Source organism: Pseudomonas sp. RIT-To-2 (assembly GCF_029623465.1).
In the GTDB taxonomy this organism is placed as follows: Bacteria; Pseudomonadota; Gammaproteobacteria; order Pseudomonadales; family Pseudomonadaceae; genus Aquipseudomonas; species Aquipseudomonas silvicola.
The window spans coordinates 85774-101440 of record NZ_JAPYKM010000015.1 but is presented as its reverse complement, the minus strand read 5'-3'; the positions used below and the strand labels follow the sequence as shown (position 1 = coordinate 101440).

At 56.0% G+C, this 15667-nt stretch carries 13 protein-coding genes and 2 pseudogenes; 7 read left to right on the top strand and 8 right to left on the bottom strand.

Translation table 11 applies throughout. The features are described from left to right. Nucleotides 1–45: 45 nt before the first annotated feature. A complete protein-coding gene (locus tag QBK88_RS15615) occupies nucleotides 46–957 on the top strand; it encodes a LysR family transcriptional regulator (protein ID WP_277962730.1) in 912 nt (303 codons plus the stop codon). A gap of 103 nt (nucleotides 958–1060) precedes the next feature. Here the strand turns inward: QBK88_RS15615 and QBK88_RS15610 are convergent. From QBK88_RS15610 to QBK88_RS15600, 3 genes and pseudogenes are all read right to left on the bottom strand, one after another. Next, a pseudogene (locus QBK88_RS15610) lies at nucleotides 1061–1407 on the bottom strand (integrase core domain-containing protein); the annotation flags it as partial. A gap of 316 nt (nucleotides 1408–1723) precedes the next feature. After that, entirely contained in the window at nucleotides 1724–2179 is a 456-nt protein-coding gene (locus QBK88_RS15605) for a type II 3-dehydroquinate dehydratase (RefSeq protein ID WP_277962729.1), read from the bottom strand. Then, the gene (locus tag QBK88_RS15600; RefSeq protein ID WP_277962728.1) at nucleotides 2176–3549 is read right to left on the bottom strand and encodes an MFS transporter; all 1374 of its coding nucleotides are present in this window, start codon (nucleotides 3547–3549) and stop codon (nucleotides 2176–2178) included. Before QBK88_RS15600 ends, QBK88_RS15605 begins: the two co-directional genes overlap by 4 nt. A 154-nt stretch (nucleotides 3550–3703) precedes the next feature. On the opposite strand from QBK88_RS15600, the gene QBK88_RS15595 reads away from it, so the two are divergent. Then, nucleotides 3704–4588, top strand: a complete 885-nt coding sequence (locus tag QBK88_RS15595; RefSeq protein WP_277962727.1) for a LysR family transcriptional regulator — start codon at nucleotides 3704–3706, stop codon at nucleotides 4586–4588. Between the two features lie 120 nt (nucleotides 4589–4708). On the opposite strand, the gene QBK88_RS15590 is transcribed toward QBK88_RS15595, so the two are convergent. Beyond that, nucleotides 4709–5743 carry a substrate-binding domain-containing protein gene (locus QBK88_RS15590; RefSeq protein ID WP_277962726.1) on the bottom strand — a complete coding sequence of 345 codons (1035 nt, stop codon included), beginning with the start codon at nucleotides 5741–5743 and terminating at the stop codon, nucleotides 4709–4711. A gap of 217 nt (nucleotides 5744–5960) precedes the next feature. On the opposite strand from QBK88_RS15590, the gene QBK88_RS15585 reads away from it, so the two are divergent. Continuing rightward, the gene (locus QBK88_RS15585) at nucleotides 5961–7295 is read left to right on the top strand and encodes an MFS transporter (RefSeq protein ID WP_277962725.1); all 1335 of its coding nucleotides are present in this window, start codon (nucleotides 5961–5963) and stop codon (nucleotides 7293–7295) included. A gap of 7 nt (nucleotides 7296–7302) precedes the next feature. Continuing rightward, nucleotides 7303–8655: an amidase gene (locus QBK88_RS15580; protein ID WP_277962724.1), complete on the top strand. Its 1353-nt coding sequence runs from the start codon at nucleotides 7303–7305 to the stop codon at nucleotides 8653–8655. 580 nt (nucleotides 8656–9235) lie between these two features. On the opposite strand, the gene QBK88_RS30910 is transcribed toward QBK88_RS15580, so the two are convergent. Both QBK88_RS30910 and QBK88_RS15575 read right to left on the bottom strand, forming a co-directional pair. Further along, nucleotides 9236–9454, bottom strand: a complete 219-nt coding sequence (locus tag QBK88_RS30910; protein WP_445764946.1) for a DUF3223 domain-containing protein — start codon at nucleotides 9452–9454, stop codon at nucleotides 9236–9238. 157 nt (nucleotides 9455–9611) lie between these two features. After that, complete coding sequence (locus QBK88_RS15575; RefSeq protein ID WP_445764944.1) at nucleotides 9612–10556, bottom strand: LysR family transcriptional regulator; 945 nt, start codon at nucleotides 10554–10556, stop codon at nucleotides 9612–9614. Nucleotides 10557–11009: 453 nt separating this feature from the next. On the opposite strand from QBK88_RS15575, the pseudogene QBK88_RS15570 reads away from it, so the two are divergent. Further along, a pseudogene (locus tag QBK88_RS15570) lies at nucleotides 11010–11329 on the top strand (acyloxyacyl hydrolase); the annotation flags it as partial. 134 nt (nucleotides 11330–11463) lie between these two features. On the opposite strand, the gene QBK88_RS15565 reads toward QBK88_RS15570, so the two are convergent. Continuing rightward, nucleotides 11464–11724 (bottom strand): hypothetical protein, encoded by a 261-nt coding sequence (locus tag QBK88_RS15565; protein WP_277962722.1) that lies wholly within the window; start codon nucleotides 11722–11724, stop codon nucleotides 11464–11466. Nucleotides 11725–12097: 373 nt separating this feature from the next. Between QBK88_RS15565 and QBK88_RS15560 the strand changes: the two genes are divergently transcribed. Then, entirely contained in the window at nucleotides 12098–12799 is a 702-nt protein-coding gene (locus QBK88_RS15560; protein WP_277962721.1) for a hypothetical protein, read from the top strand. Nucleotides 12800–13321: 522 nt separating this feature from the next. Beyond that, nucleotides 13322–15160, top strand: coding sequence for a monovalent cation:proton antiporter-2 (CPA2) family protein (locus tag QBK88_RS15555; RefSeq protein ID WP_277962720.1), 1839 nt, complete (start codon nucleotides 13322–13324; stop codon nucleotides 15158–15160). Between the two features lie 54 nt (nucleotides 15161–15214). Here QBK88_RS15555 and QBK88_RS15550 read toward each other — a convergent pair whose 3' ends face one another. Beyond that, complete coding sequence (locus QBK88_RS15550) at nucleotides 15215–15583, bottom strand: histone-like nucleoid-structuring protein, MvaT/MvaU family (RefSeq protein WP_277962719.1); 369 nt, start codon at nucleotides 15581–15583, stop codon at nucleotides 15215–15217. Nucleotides 15584–15667: the final 84 nt, after the last annotated feature.

Sequence of the window (15667 nt, the reverse complement as noted above, 5' to 3'; positions counted from 1 at the left end):
AGGATCCAATACCTATTTCAGACCGATTGATACCCAAGGATGAGCATGATCGACCTGCGCCGGCTTCGTTACTTTCTGATGGTGAGCGATGAATTACATTTTGGCCGCGCCGCGTCGCGCCTACACATCGCGCAACCGCCGCTGACGCGGCAGATCTCAGCACTGGAGGCTGAACTGGGCTTTCGCTTGTTCGACCGCAGTTCCCGCAGCGTCATCCTCACGGCCGAGGGCCGGCACTTCCTGCCCTACGCGCGTTCGGTGCTAGAGCAGGTGGACCTAACGCAGGCCATTACCAGCAAACTGGCAGCAGGTTCGTTGGGACACCTGGCTGTGGGCTATGCAAGCTCGATAGCACTGTCGGACGCTTTCAGCCAAACCATCCAGGCTTTCTGCGGCGCATTCCCGGACGTTCAGTTGAGCGTGGAGGAAGGAGCCTCCAACACCCAATGGGCCCATATCATCGAAGGCCACCTGGATATAGTCATGAGCCTCATGCAGCCACCAAGCGACAACGCTGACGTCCAGGCCATGTGTCTTGGTAAGGAGCCACTCATAGCCGCCGTCGCCAGTGATAGCCCCCTCGCCTCACAGCCGAAGGTGACATTGGCAGAGTTGAGTGCTTACCCGCTGATCGCCTTCCCGACTGACTACGGCTCGGGCCTGAACGAGATCGTCGAGACTCTCTACCGCCGCCACGCCCTCACGCGTCGGCCGGCGCCCACCGGCAAGCAGATCACCTCGATCATCGCGCTTGTGGCTGCAGGCCGAGGTGTGGCGGTCGTGCCCGAGTGCACACAGACCCTGGCCAAGCGGGGTGTAACCTACCGGCCGCTGGCCGACCCGGAAGCCACCGCGCCGCTTTTGGTGCTAACCCGCAAGCATGAGCGCAGCCCGTTGGTGAGGGCATTTGTCGATGTGATCCAACAAACAATGGCGGCGAAAGTGGCGACGCATTAGTCTGCAGCTAAGCGCACTGCCAGGACGTGCCTCATTAGCCAGTAATCACCTTGCCGCACCATGGCAGCGCTGCCACCAGTTGCTGCAAGACTACGTGGGACGGTGACACTGCGTTAAGTTTTTCCTCGGCAACGGCAGTCGCCTAAGCGTTCGTTGAACTGATGCGGCCTTTGCCAGTTGTACCGCTCATCATGAACCGACCGGTATCCCGCTGGGCCAGTGGCGCGCTCAGGTAACCCACTGCCGGTATCCACTCCGTTTTCAGGCTCAGAGACAAACGCTCCATCGGGGCGTTGTCATTGTAGTTTCCGCGCCGGCCCATGCTCTGTTTAAAGCGGTAGCGCCACAACCGTTGGCGGATAATCCGGCTGCCATATTGGCTGCCCTGATCGCTTGTGGGCGACCCCGCTGCTCGTATGCCATGTCCAGGGCCTTGATCACCAAGTCGGCATGGGAGACCTCAACACTTGTGAAACCCAGTTTCGAAGGTTTCCCCCCTGCTCTTCGACGCCTTCATTCGGGAGAACCCCAAGTTTTTCCCAGCCACGCGAAGCCGCATGATCAGCTACTGGGATTGCTACTATCGGTCGCCGTGCTCGAAAGAGTCTGACTCGGTTTTAGACTTTTTGACCGATTTCAAGAGTTAGCATCGCGTTCATTATCACGGGGGTACGCAGGTCTTTGAACACGATGCTGGAGCCTGCCCCCTTTTCTATTACCAAGCGACCCTCCAGGCCGCCAGGGCTACGAAAAGTGCTTCATGGTGCTATGAGGCGTACTCGTCGCGCGTCAGCAGTTGTGCAACCGCCCTCAGCGCAAGTGGGTAACCAGTCGCACCCAGCCCGCAAATTACTGCATTTACAACGCCTGACATGATCGAGTGACGATGGAGTTCATCACGGGCATGAATATTCGACAAATGCAGCTCGATCAAGGGCGCCTGGATCAGCTTCAGCGCATCAAGTACCGCAATGGAGTGAAATGAAAAGCCCGCCGGGTTGATGATGACCGCTGCTTGCTGTTCAAACGCATCCTGCAGCCAATCCACCATCACGCCTTCGTGGTTGGTTTGGCGGAACTCGCATCGCAGATCCAGCTCGGCTGCAGTCGCCAAGCTGGCTGCTCGGATTTCGTCGAGTGTTGTGTAGCCGTAGATATCTGGCTCCCGACGCCCCAGGAGGTTCAGGTTCGGGCCGTTCAGGATAAAGACTGTGCGATTCATGGTTGTCCGCCAAGTTGCTTGGAAAGAAGTACGTTAGGTGCGGCGTCCTGGCTTGCCCCATCGGCCACGTGATTCAGGTCGATCCCGCGCGTTTCCGGCCCGATCACGATCATGGCCAGCGACACCAGATTGATCACGGCACATAGCGATACCAGTGGCCAAGGCGAATTGCCCGATTGGCTCATCAGCCAGACAGCGATCATGGGCATTGGCCCGCCGACGAGCAGATTGGCGCCGGTGTAGGCCAACGCCGAGCCGGAGTAGCGGACTTGAGTAGGAAAGGCTTCAGCGAACGCAACGGGCTGGATACCGCTCTGAAACTGAGTGAAGCCCAGGAACAGCCCCATGATTGCCATGATCGACGCGATGTTCTGGGTGTTCAAAATGGGGAAGTAAACCGTCAGGATCAGCAGCGTCATGCATGATCCAAATGCGAGCGCTTTCTTGCGTCCCCAACGATCCGACAGATAACCGCCCGCGAGAGCCCCCACGATGGCACAGATGTTGGCCACCATCAGCGACATGAACCCCATGGACTGGGTGAGTCCCAGGTGTTTGGTCAGGTAGCTGAGGGAGAAAATCACGATCAGGTAGAACAGCGCGGCCGGCGAGCAGAAGAACAGCATCAGCCTGACGATGGTTTTCCAGTGACTGCCCAACGCGGCTTTCAGAGGGCTGCGCACCTTCTCTTTCGCTGTGTTTTTCAGTGCGACGAAAGCGGGGGTTTCATCGACCTTCAGGCGTATGAAGATGGCGACTACCACCAGGACAAAGCTCAGTAGAAAAGGGATACGCCAGCCAAAGCTTTCGAACTGCTCCGCGCTGAGGATTGCTGCCAGCGCCATCAAGACTGCGTTCGCGAGGATCTGACTCAAGGGTGAGCACAAGCCCAGCAATCCCGAATAACGACCACGGCGGTCGGAGGAAGCATGTTCCAGCGCCATCAGCTGCGCGCCTGTCGACTCCCCTCCCAGAGCGAAGCCCTGGATGATGCGCAGCAGCACCAACAGCACTGGCGCCCAGACGCCGACCTGGCTGTACGTTGGGAGCAAGCCCATCAGCACGGAGGCCAGCCCCATCATCGTCACGGTCGCCAGCATCAAGTTGCGACGGCCCAACTTGTCTCCCAGGTAACCGCAGGTTATCGCGCCTAACGGCCGTGCTGCCAAGCCGACGCCGAAGGTGGCGAGCGAGGCAAGCAGGCCAGCGGTGGGTTCCATGGCAGGGAAAAACAGCTTGGGGAGGACGGTCGCTGAAACCGCGCCGTACAGCGTGAAATCGAACCACTCGAGCGCTGTGCCGATGGTTGCTGCCGTGACGGCTCTACGCGACATGCTTGGATCAGAAGGTGTACTAATTTGTGTGCTCATAGTCGTGCTCATCGTTGTTGTTATAGGAGCCAGCCCGGGATGAATGGGGTGCTTGCTGCCAAGTACACGCAGTGAGTAGACATTAGCGCAGAGCGCTTGCAGAATAATTATCGAAAACCGAACATTTCAATAAGCCTGCCTTATGGGTTGATCTATGGAGCTTCGTCATCTAAAAGCCTTTGTCGTCGCGGCGCAGCTCCAGCATTTCAGTCAGGCCGCTGAACAATTGGGCATTGCCCAGCCAGCCCTGAGCCAGCTCATCAGGTCACTGGAAAAAGAGCTCGGGCTGTCGCTATTTCGACGGGAGAATCGGGGCGTGGTATTGACTGCCGCAGGCATGGCATTCGTGCCTCATGCACAGCAATCCATCGCGTCCAGCGAGCTGGCGGTTGCCGCCGCCCGCCGTGCCCGGCGCGGAGAGGTTGGCGAAATCAGCATTGGCTATCACTCAGCGCTTTTTGAACACAACCTCCCGCAACTGCTTCGGCACTACTTCACCACGTTCCCCGGCATCAAGGTTTCACTCGTCGACGCCGGCATTCGCGCACAATTTGAGATGTTGCTGGAGCACAAAATTGATCTGGCATTCGCGCGTGTTTTCAAAGACCACCTGCCTGATCGACTGCGTACCCACCACTTCAGTCAATCGCGCCTGGTGTTATTGATCCCGGACAACAACCCACTGGCCACACGCTTCAAGGGTGACTTGACGGCCCTGCGAGGGGAGAAATTCGTCTTCCTGCAAGATCCCACGGGTATCGGCTTGACCTCACACACGCTTCAAGCATGTCGACTGAACCAGTTGCATCCCGACAACATTTTCTACGTGCCCTCGTTGATGAGCATTCCTGGCCTGGTGGCTGCGGGGATTGGCATCAGTATCGTCCCTGAGCCCTTGGCGCGGTTGACTATGCCCGGTGTGCATCTTTTCGCTCTGGATATGCCGGAAATGGTGAGCGAACTGTCTCTGATTTCCAGGATTGATGAGCGCTCGAGTGCTGTGCTGCATTTTATTGAGCAAGCGCAGGCGTGGGGATAGTGGCGTCGGTCGTCCTCGAAGCCGGCTCCATACGACCTGGATGGGGTGTATTGTCTGGCGACAGCTTGACGTGGTCGCTTTGTTCAGGGGCACTCGCCGCGCGCCCCATCGATTCTCGGTTCACCTGCGGTTGAACATCGCGGAGCTTTCACGAACGCTGAGCGCTGGCGTTACCAGAATCGACTCCACCTCACTCCCCTCTATCCTGGCCAGCAGGGCTTGGAAGGCCATGTTCCCCATTTCATGCAGCGGAAGTCGTACGCTACTCAATGGGATAGGCAATTGCGCGGCCAACGGGGTGTCATTGAACCCAACGACTGCGACATCCGTGCCTAGCCTCAGGTCGGCTTCACGAATGGCGCCCATCAATCCAATGGCAAGGAAGTCATTGACCGCAAATACACCGTCGATTGATCGGTCCAAGCTCAGCAGGTGCTGCCCTTGTCGGCGGCCCTCTTGGGTGTCGAAGCGACCATGCAGAATGCGATCTGCGGAAACCTCGATGCCCTTCTCACTGAAGAACGAGATGAAACCACTGGTTCGGTCGGCCCCGGTCGATGCAAAGCGCTCCCCTGCCAGCACTGCCACGTTTCGGCAACCTATCGCGTGCAAGTGCTCGGCAGCCAGTCGGCCTCCGAGAAAATCATCGCACGCAACCGTTGGATGGCCTGGCTGTCGACGACTGATCAGTACATAAGGGACGTTGCGATCGCGCAGGTTTGCCAGCAAAGCCTCCCCTGAGCCCAGGTGTGAATCCCCGATGATCAGACCCGCAACTTGCCGGCGAAGATTGCGATCGATCAGTGCTCGCTGCCTGGCCGGTTCGTCGAGTGTATTCGAGACGAAGGTCATATAGCCCGCACCATCCGCTGCGGCATCGATGCCTTCATAGAGGGTCGCCATCACCAGGTCGGTCATACGCGGCATCAATATCCCTATTTCCTGGCTGCGTTGAAGACGCAAGGCCGTCGCCTGGATGTTGGGTTTGTAGTTGCGCTCTGCGGCAAGCTGACGAATCCGCTCAATCACGTCTGGTGATGCCGCCTTCGTCACGGCTGAAGCGTCCCCGTTGAGCACCCTCGATAGCGTGGAAACATGAATGCCGAGCTCGGCAGCCATTGACTTCAACGTAGGGCGTTTGGGGGTGTCAAGCATGAGCGGATGCCAGCGGTAGTTTGGTATTTTTGTACACATACAACGGAAAATATGCAAGAAAGTCCTCTACCCAAACGTTTGACTCACAAAAAATACGCTGTTAGATTCCAGGCAACCCAAACGTTTGGGTCACGATAGATAACTAGAAAAATTGCTAGCCTCCCGGTTTGGCCAACCGGCTTTTGACACCCTGCCGTTACCTCTTCCAGGAACGCCAATGAAAGGTCAATCCCCTCGCTATCGCTATCACATTTTCGTTCTGATCATGCTGATGGCGCTGCTCAACTATATCGACCGCGGCGCCATTTCCTACGCTGCCGCCAGCATCCTCCCCGAGTACGGATTTAATAAAGAAGACTGGGGCGCCCTCCTCGGTTACTTCGGCTATGGCTACATTCTGGGCGCGTTGTGTGGAGGCATTCTGGCGGATCGCTTTGGCCCCCGGAAGGTTTGGATGGTAGCGGGAGGCGCGTGGTCTGTTTTCGAAATCAGCACCGCGTTTGCGGGTGATCTGGGGACGGCGCTGGCAGGTGGCTCTGCGCTAGTTGGCTTTGCCACCATCCGAATTCTGTTTGGATTCTCGGAAGGCCCTGCGTACTCGGTGATCAACAAAAGCGTAGGCAATTGGGCGACCACCAAAGAGCGCGGGTTTGTGGTGTCAGTTGGCTTGCTCAGCACCCCGCTTGGGGCATTGTTGACCGCTCCTATTGCCGTCGGCCTGCAAACGCTGACAGGCAACTGGCGCAGCATGTTCGTCATTCTGGGTGTCGTAAGCCTCTTGCTGCTTGTGTTCTTCATGCGTCGCTTCACTGACCATCCGGACGATAACCCGCGGGTCACCCAGGCCGAGCGCGAGTTTCTGCGTCAAGGTCGTGTAGAACAGCTGCCGACACATGGCTCAGCAGAGACGACGCTGCCCTGGTGGAGTTTCTTTCAGAACAAGAACCTCATACTCAACGCGGTCGGTTATTTTTCATTCGTCTACGTGACCTTCCTGCTGCTGAGTTGGACACCCAAATACCTGCAGGACGAGTTTCACTACAACATGTCCTCGCTCTGGTACATGGGCATGATTCCTTGGGTTGGGGCCTGCTTTACAGTACTGCTGGGAGGGAAGATTTCCGACTGGTTGCTGCGCCGCACCGGGAGCCTGGTGGTCTCGCGCAGCTGCCTAGCCGCAGCGTGCTTGCTACTGACCACTGCCTGTTTCGTCATGGTGTCACAGGCACACAGTGTGTTTGGCGTCATCGCACTGATGACGTTGGCAAATGCTTTCAACGCGCTACCCAATTCCGTGTACTGGGCCATCGTCATTGATAGCTCGCCGACCAACCGGGTAGGTACCTACAGCGGCCTAACCCATTTCATTGCGAACACAGCGTCATTCATAGCCCCCATGCTGACTGGCTACCTGACAGCCTCCTACGGCTACTCGGCCATGTTCACCGCAGCCGCGGTTGCCACGGCAATCGGCATGGCGGCAATGCTGATGGTCCGTCCCGGACTTCGCCAGCCAACCTCAGCACCCACTACACGTAGCGTGATGGAGTAACCAATCAATGGAATCAGTACTGCCCCATAACCCTGGCTTTTTCCATGGTGCATCGGTTGTAGAGCTAGGCCGACGGCTTCGTGCAGGTGACGTGACGTGCATCGAGCTGACACAAGCGTCTCTTGATAGCATCACGAAGCTGAATCCTTGCCTTAATGCTTTTGTGCATGTAGACGCCCAAGGGGCGCTTGATCAAGCGGCATGGGCGGACTCGGAGCTTCGTGCTGGCCGAGATCATGGGCCGCTTCATGGCATTCCCATTGCGATCAAGGACAACATCGACACATTTGATATGCCGACGACTTATGGTTCGGCACACTTTGCCAACCATCGACCAACGAAGGATGCGGCATGTGTGGCTCGTCTGCGGGAAGCAGGCGCTATCGTTGTGGGTAAAACCCTGACCCATGAGTTCGCGTTCGGCCCCACGGGTGATCGTTCCGCCCAGGGTGCAACGCACAACCCCTGGGACTTATCCAGGATGACCGGGGGCTCAAGCGCCGGCAGCGCCGCGGCCGTGGCCGCAGGCTTGGTGCCGCTGGCCATAGGCACGGACACCGGTGGCTCGATCAGGATTCCCTCAGGGCTCAGCGGGGCCGTGGGCTTCAAGCCTGGCGTTGGCACTGTTCCAATGGAGGGCGTATTCCCGCTGTCGAAGACCCTGGATCATGTCGGCCCTATCGGCAACAACCTGGAGGATGTTGCGATTGCGTTCAGTACCATCAGCGGCCAATCTGACGCCGAGCATGCTCCTATCGCCGGGCTTCGCGCAGGCTGGATTGATGTCCACAGCTTCGGGCCGGCCGATCGGCTGGTCACGAGTTCAATTAAACTGCATGCTCAGAAGCTGTTCGGCAACCTCGAGGTTATCCAGGGAATCGAGGATATGATCACGCCCCTGAGAGTCGCGATGGCAGATATTCAGCGACGGGAAGCTTATGAGGTTCACGCGCAACGGGTTGCGGAACGCCCGGAGCTTTTTGAGGCGGAGGTGCTTGAGCGCTTGCGGATGTCAGCTTCGGTCAAAGAGGAGGCGTACGTTACCGCCATGAGTGCGCGACAAGAGCTAACCGCAGCTATCACGCGCTATTTTGATGACTTCGACGTCCTGGTCATGCCCACCCTCCCCATCACTGCGCCGATGTTAGACCAGCGCGAGGTGGCCATTGATGGGAGCATGGTAAACGTGCGTGACGCCGTGCTGAGTTTGACCAGTACCTGGAACATCACTGGACTACCGGCTGTGAGCATCCCTGCGGGATTTGTAAATGGACTACCTGTTGGCCTGCAGGTGATCGCAGCGCCCGATCGAGATCTGTGGCTGATCGACCAATTGCGCCACTGCCAGCGAGTGGCCTAATAGGAAACGACATCGAGTCGGGGGGGGGGCGGTTTCTGAAATGGCCAACGCTCAACGCTTGCTACAACTGATAAGTGAGATTGCGGGCGCCATCGACACTTGGCGCTCGCGCAAAAATTCATAGCTTCACTGGCTCATTGACCTTCGTCACAAGGTAGCTGTCGCCAGTGGTGATTGTGCGGTTATTGATCTAGCAGCTTGTATAGCTGGGCGACCAAGAATTTTATCGAAAGCGACGCACTTCGAGCCTAGTCCAGCTACTTCACCGGCTTAGGGCTGATGTCGATGGATTTCGCCAGCTCCCACTATAAGTCCGCCTCGCTTGATTGAAGTGAGAGTTGGCTCCGTTTCCTGCTACTCTGAAGCAATCGCTTCGCGCGTGAAGCTATGAACGAGTATCAGGATCTTTCCGAGTGACCGCTGTGAGGACGCATGTAGCTACCATAAAATGGAAACAATCGGCCATTTATCCCTGCGCAAGTCTGCACGGTCACTGTACCCTGGAATAGCCAATGCTCTTTTCTGCCGAAGCCTTCGCTGGTTTCAAGCCTTCGCCCTGCAAGGGGTTAAGTGACTCATCTCAAGCGTTCGAGCGCGCGCCCCTATACAGAGACCTACAGGCGTCCCCTAGACATTTACGGTAGGAGAAACTGTCCACGGAACCGTCCACGCGCATGAAGCGTATGCCCTTCCCTGCCCCTTGCTGATTGCGCTGGATGAAAAAGTGGTCAATCCCAACGCCGATTTTGCAGACCGCATTGGGATGCTGTGACAACAGCAACCGTAACTTTTTGACCATGCCTCGATTAGTGATCCGTCCCGGAGGTGTGTACTTCAAGAACGCTTTCATCCCATCAAGGAGCGCCTGCTTTGATTTGTACTCAAAGGACCCCAGCCTAAACATATAACCTCCAAAATTATGCGAATCAATGGCTACACCTGCCCGACCGCCATGGTCAGCTCAGAGCTTGCCGCTCTGCACGATCGACCCAAAGCCTGGGTGTATTCACAACGGCCGCGTGGGCAGCCAAGACCTTTGGCAGCCCTTCTCTCAACACATCCACCCAGGATTTGATTTTGGCATCGACAAACCGGCGCGAGGGATACAGTGCGTAAACGCTTCGCTCATGAAGGGTGTGGCTGGGCAGCACTCGAACGAGACTGCCTTGAGAAAAAGCTTTTGACGCAACAAAGTTTGGCAGCACGCAAACACCGGTACCTGCCGCTGCCATATACGCGACCGCTTCTGGCTGGTTCACTCGGAATGTCTGCCCAGGCTTAATGACCACTGGCGATTCGTCACCGTTGAACTCCCACCGATCGGCGTACAGCGAGTCCGCCAGTCTCAAACATTGGTGGTGGTTCAGGTCTGCTGGTGATCGAGGAGTACCGTGGGTTTGCAAATAACTGGGCGATGCGCAAACGACACTGAAGAAACTTCCCACGTGATAGGCGACTTGATCAGAGTCTGGCAACTGGCGGGACAATGTGATCAGGACGTCCTGGTTGTCATCGATCAGGCTCGGCTTATCGCCCGCGAGCGTCAGGTCGACCGTGACCTCGGGAAATTGGTCGGTGTAGCGATGTACCAGCGGCATCAAGCATTCGATCCCGAGCTCGGTGTTCGAACGCACCCGGAGTGTGCCTTTTGGTTGAATGTAGGAAAGGCTTGCTTGCGCCGCGGCATCTTCAACACGGGCGATGATGTCTTTGCACGACTCCAAATACAGGGCGCCCGCTTCCGTCAGGGCCTGATTTCGCGTATTGCGCTGCAAGAGCCTCGTATTGATCGTGTTTTCAAGATCAGTGACTGCCCTGGAAATTTGAGGCGTCGACAGTTCCATGGCATGACCGGCCGCCGTAAAGCTGCCAGTCTCCACCACATTGATGAACGCACGCATGGAAGTGAATAGATCCATCTGACACCCTGTTCTCTGTCTGTAGTGGGAGCACTGGGGCAGCCAGCGCCGAGACTCATGGGTGACCCAGAGCGGACGTTTCGAAGAAAAAAGGCCATTACTCGCCGAGGAGTCGGGGTAATGACCCTAAAGGGAATCGAACATCGAGCATCGGGTCTCGACGAAAAGACTATAACAAGAAAATGCTTAGTAAATCGAGCCGAGCGCCAGCAATGAGTTGTTCGGCATTTAGCAACAATCGCTTCAGCATGTTGAGTTGCCGTCTGATTTTCAATCGTGTAGGGGATGGCTGATCTTCAAACTGTTCCAGTGAGTACAACAAAGTGTTGCGGATACAAGCACGCTTTCCGTCAGCCCATTCTATATTCTCCCCAGGCCCGAATCGCAATTACACGGTTTGGGATATTCCGTTCGATCGGCTTATGGGAGTACTTAATGAAAGCACGACTTTCCATGCTGTTGGCCACTTGCGTGTTCTTGAGCGCACCGTTTGCATCGGCGACCGATATCACGGGCGCCGTAGGCGTCACCAGTCAAGGTGACATGACCTATCGAGTGGGGTTGACAAAAACTGGTGGCAAACCTCTGTGGGGCATCTGACAGGGGCCTGGGATGCTGGATATACCTACTGGGAAGCAGGCGACCAAGCAGGTGGTCGTCACTCCCTGTCGCTATCCCCAGCCTTTATCTATGAATTTTCTGGAGACTACGTCAAGCCGTACATTGAGGCTGGCATTGGGATCGCATTCTTCTCAACCTTAACCTTGGCTATCGCCTCGAATAACTCGGTTTGACCAGCCTGGTCGTCCCCCCACAAACGTGGCACCGAAGCGAAGGCTTTCGCGACGGTTGATCCTACCCAATATGGGGTACTTTTCATCGCTGCCATTTAATTGAACCGCGAGATCCCTGGCAGCAGATTTTTGCCAATCTCTGACCACGCAGGCTGGCAATCAACGAAAGTGCTTTGCATGCGTAGAGCGCCGCCTATTGCTGTTTTGTCGAGCCAAGTCTTGATCGTGAACGATTTACCAATGTTCAACCAATGAGTGGAGGCAGTTTCTGTCAACAGCAAGCCGCGGGCCTTGCTTATCCTTGATTGATCGCTGGTAGCACGATCAAGTTTTTGAGTTCCGGGCAAGCCTGGCATTGAGGGCTCCGCCTTTACATGGATGGGACTATTGGATCGGCTTTGGTGCTGTAAAGCAACCGCACGGGGGGTGGCCACCCATGGCTGGAATACAGGGGTTGTAGTGTCTAAGGGTTGCGTGGTGCAAATGGCAAACCACGGCGTTGCCGCGTGCTGACGAATTGTATAATGAAGGCTTGGTCTAAAAATTTTACATACCTGAAAGTAACCAAAAAAAAGCTTGCCAACTCTGTTTTCGTTATTATTATAAAAGCCTCGTAGCGGTCCTGCAATCTCTCCCGTCACTTGCATGGTGAATGAATGTTGATTTTTTCGCCTGCTTTATGGCAGGGCTTTAAGGATGTTGCGAATTTAATTTAGAAAAGGAAATTTTATGAATTTGTTGCAACCGCTTGAAGGTAGTATGCCCCTGACTAAATCCGGGGATCCGATGGAGCATGATTTTGTGCAGCGTTACTGGGGGTGGGTGAATTCGGCTCTTCACAATCCTCTGCAGCGAGGCTACTTTGCCGAGTATATGGTTTACACAGCTCTGCTCAAGATGCCCAACCCGAAATTCCAGATACCGACGTCCCATTTTTCGACAAAAATGGAAGGCGACGTACATGACTTGGTATTCTGGATGGCCGAGAGAAAATTTACTGTCCAAGTGAAGTCCAAGGACTCTTACTCCAAATTGAAGTACTTCGGTAGCTCCTACACCAAGGGCTATGACTGCGTCACCAATACGCATCTCAAGAAAGGGCACTGGTCGGACATCTACGTGTTCGCGTACCTGAACCTTAATAACGACCAGTGTTCTGCGCTGGAAAAGCAGCACAACGCCTGGAACCCCGATCCAAGTCGAGCAACAGATGCGGAAAAACACTGGTATGCACGAGCCCAGATGGACATCATCAGGTCGGTGGCAGAGGTTGATAACTGGGATTTTTTTCTGATTAAGCGATCAGCACTTAGCGGTCTTAAGCAGGTAAGTCTTAAAAAAATACTAGACCGCGTCCAGTCCGGCCACGCTATACAGACGTCCTACGAGGCTCTGCCTATCCGCCTCGCGCGCATGGCGATGACCTACTGACCTATCGTGAGAACGAGGCGAATTTCGCTCGTTTAAGGAACACTGAAAGCACGATTGTTGCTACAGCGAACACAATGCATTCCAGGTTCGGGGCTCGTGCATTATTTTCTCGTTTGTTACATTGCTTCGCGTCGAGACCCCCAACTGCTCGACGCTCCTTGGGCCATTACCGTGCTCCCCCGTGGTAATGGCTCTTTTTATTTATGAGGCGTTCGCACGGCGAGCGCGAATACTTCCCCTGTACGGCCTGGCCCTTGTTCATTTCCAAATGGCAACAGGCGTCGTACGGCGTTAGCCATCATTTCAAAGGACTGTCCCGCGCAATGAAGTAACTCATGTACCGGTGGCTCAGTCGCCAAAGTAAGACACCCGGCTACTCGTCGTCTTGCTGCAGCACAAATGCGAGCTCTGCTGAAGATGCAATCCCCTCCCCCTGATTAGCCCACAAATCAGACTCAGTGTGCTTGGTTGGCATTGGGCTATCGTTGAACCTGATCCCCACCCTGCTTTTTGGAGACACCCATGGCCCCTGAAGATAGCCTTTTGCAAGCGGCCGTCGTGTTTCTGTTCGCCGCAGTACTCATCGTGCCGCTGACAAAGCGATTACGTCTCGGCGCAGTGCTTGGCTATCTGTTGGCTGGGGTAGTCATTGGGCCGCAAGCGCTGGGATTGATCGGTAATCCTGAAAGCGTCGCACATATCTCAGAGCTGGGGGTGGTGCTGCTACTATTTGTCATCGGTCTAGAGCTTTCACCGCGGCGTCTTTGGGTCATGCGCAAGGCAGTGTTTGGTGTCGGACTGGCGCAAGTGGTGGTCACGGCATTGGTTATCGCCAGCGTCGCCTTTATATCCTTCAACCAATCGCTCGCAAGTTCGGTGGTCTTGGGACTGGGCTTGGCGCTCTCCTCAACAGCGTTTGGACTTCAGAGTTTGGCCGAGAGTAAACAGCTGACCAGTCCACATGGGCGGCTTGCCTTCGCTATTTTGCTGTTTCAGGACATCGCAGCAATCCCACTGATCGCACTTGTTCCGCTGCTGGCCGCAGGCGCACACGATACTGCACCGGGGGAAAGCTTAAATCACGGGTTACGCGTCCTGGGCAGCATTGCGGTTGTCGTTGTCGGAGGCCGTTATCTGCTACGCCCCGTGTTTCGCGCGGTCGCTCGCACTGACATTCCGGAGGTGTGCACCGCCACGGCTCTTCTCATTGTGATTGGCACGGCCTGGCTGATGGATCTGGCGGGCGTCTCAATGGCCTTGGGAGCTTTCCTGGCAGGGCTGCTCCTGGCGGACTCTGAATATCGGCACGAGCTGGAGTCGCAGATTCAGCCCTTTAAAGGGCTCCTGCTGGGCCTGTTCTTTATCAGTGTGGGGATGGGCGCTAACCTGAAGCTGCTCCTGGAAGATCCCGTCGTCGTGTTGGGGCTGGTGGTGCTGCTTGTTGCGATCAAACTGCCGTTGCTGGTGGTCGTGGGACGCTTGGCGGGTGGGCTGAGCCTAGTGAGCGCTGTGCGCTTGGGGGTTGTGCTCGCCGCTGGCGGTGAATTCGCTTTCGTCGTATTCCAAATTGGCAGGAATCAGGGACTATTCGAGGGTCACATCTACGACATTCTTCTGTTGACCATCACGCTGTCGATGGCTGTCACCCCTCTCTTGCTGATGGCGTGCGCTCGGTGGATCAAGTCGCCCCCCAAGCCTGCGGTCGAGGTACCGGAGCACTACAAGAACATCGAGAGCGATGCCCCCCGTGTCGTCATTGCCGGCATGGGGCGGGTTGGCCAGATTGTGTCTCGCATTCTGCGAGCACAGCATGTCTCGTTCATAGCGCTGGACACATCGGTCGACACAATCGAGCTCACCAGAAGCTTTGGCAATGTCCCGATCTTCTACGGAGATCCCCTAAGACCGGAAATCCTAAGTGCGGCAAAGGTCGGCGAAGCCGAGTTTTTTGTAATCGCCACCGACGATCCCGAGACCAACACCCGGACCGCGGAGTTGGTGCATAAGCTCTACCCCCACCTCAAGATTATTGCGCGTGCACGCAATCGCCGACACGTGCACCAGCTCATTGACGCCGGCGCAGAGCCTGTCCGCGAGACCTACTTCTCCAGCCTTGAGATGAGTCGCCGTACCCTAGTAGGGCTAGGCCTGTCAGAGGCGCAAGCAGAGTGGCGGATCCAGCGCTTCAGGGAGCACGACGACCAAGTACTGGCTGCCCAGTACTTGGTGCGCGACGATGAAGCCAAGGTGATGCAGACTGCCCAGGAAGCGCGGGCTGAGTTGTCGACCATTTTTGAGTCTGACGCTCAAGACGATGCTTCCGACAAGGAGCGACCTGTAGGGACGCCGGCGAGGCAATAGCTATGGGGGCTTGATTTGGTGCAGTAGCCGCCTACGCGGCGGCTACTATCAAGCTTACTGAGTGCGCCAGGATTCGACTACATCACTACCGAACTCAGCCTTCCACTGCTTCAAGCGTGTGTGGTTGCCACCTTTCGTCTCGATAATCTCGTCGTTGTTAGGGTTCCGGTACACCTTTACACCGCGGGCTTTACGAGGCGCCTTCTCGGCGACCGGAGCCGGAGTGCGACGAACGCTCGCTTGCGGGTCGAGAATGTCGATGATGTTGCGAAGACTAAAGCCGTACTCTCCCAGCAAGGCACGCAGCTTGTTTTCAAATTCCATTTCTTGCTGGAGGCCAGAGTCATTTTTCAAGGCCTCCAACTCTGCAAGCTGCGCGGCCAACTCTTGTTCCAGCTTGCGAAACTCAACCAGACGTGACATAGGCTTATTCCTTCAGACGAATCATTAAAAAGCACATTCATACTAAGGAATTGTCGCGCGCACGTCATCCCGTTCGGATGAAGT

Excerpts from the sequence above, each read along its gene's own strand:
- QBK88_RS15615 (WP_277962730.1), top strand. The coding sequence starts at position 46 with ATGATCGACCTGCGCCGGCTTCGTTACTTTCTGATGGTGAGCGATGAA.
- QBK88_RS15605 (WP_277962729.1), bottom strand. The coding sequence starts at position 2,179 with ATGAATCGCACAGTCTTTATCCTGAACGGCCCGAACCTGAACCTCCTG.
- QBK88_RS15600 (WP_277962728.1), bottom strand. The coding sequence starts at position 3,549 with ATGAGCACACAAATTAGTACACCTTCTGATCCAAGCATGTCGCGTAGA.
- QBK88_RS15595 (WP_277962727.1), top strand. The coding sequence starts at position 3,704 with ATGGAGCTTCGTCATCTAAAAGCCTTTGTCGTCGCGGCGCAGCTCCAG.
- QBK88_RS15590 (WP_277962726.1), bottom strand. The coding sequence starts at position 5,743 with ATGCTTGACACCCCCAAACGCCCTACGTTGAAGTCAATGGCTGCCGAG.
- QBK88_RS15585 (WP_277962725.1), top strand. The coding sequence starts at position 5,961 with ATGAAAGGTCAATCCCCTCGCTATCGCTATCACATTTTCGTTCTGATC.
- QBK88_RS15580 (WP_277962724.1), top strand. The coding sequence starts at position 7,303 with ATGGAATCAGTACTGCCCCATAACCCTGGCTTTTTCCATGGTGCATCG.
- QBK88_RS30910 (WP_445764946.1), bottom strand. The coding sequence starts at position 9,454 with ATGGTCAAAAAGTTACGGTTGCTGTTGTCACAGCATCCCAATGCGGTC.
- QBK88_RS15575 (WP_445764944.1), bottom strand. The coding sequence starts at position 10,556 with ATGCGTGCGTTCATCAATGTGGTGGAGACTGGCAGCTTTACGGCGGCC.
- QBK88_RS15565 (WP_277962722.1), bottom strand. The coding sequence starts at position 11,724 with ATGCCAGGCTTGCCCGGAACTCAAAAACTTGATCGTGCTACCAGCGAT.
- QBK88_RS15560 (WP_277962721.1), top strand. The coding sequence starts at position 12,098 with ATGAATTTGTTGCAACCGCTTGAAGGTAGTATGCCCCTGACTAAATCC.
- QBK88_RS15555 (WP_277962720.1), top strand. The coding sequence starts at position 13,322 with ATGGCCCCTGAAGATAGCCTTTTGCAAGCGGCCGTCGTGTTTCTGTTC.
- QBK88_RS15550 (WP_277962719.1), bottom strand. The coding sequence starts at position 15,583 with ATGTCACGTCTGGTTGAGTTTCGCAAGCTGGAACAAGAGTTGGCCGCG.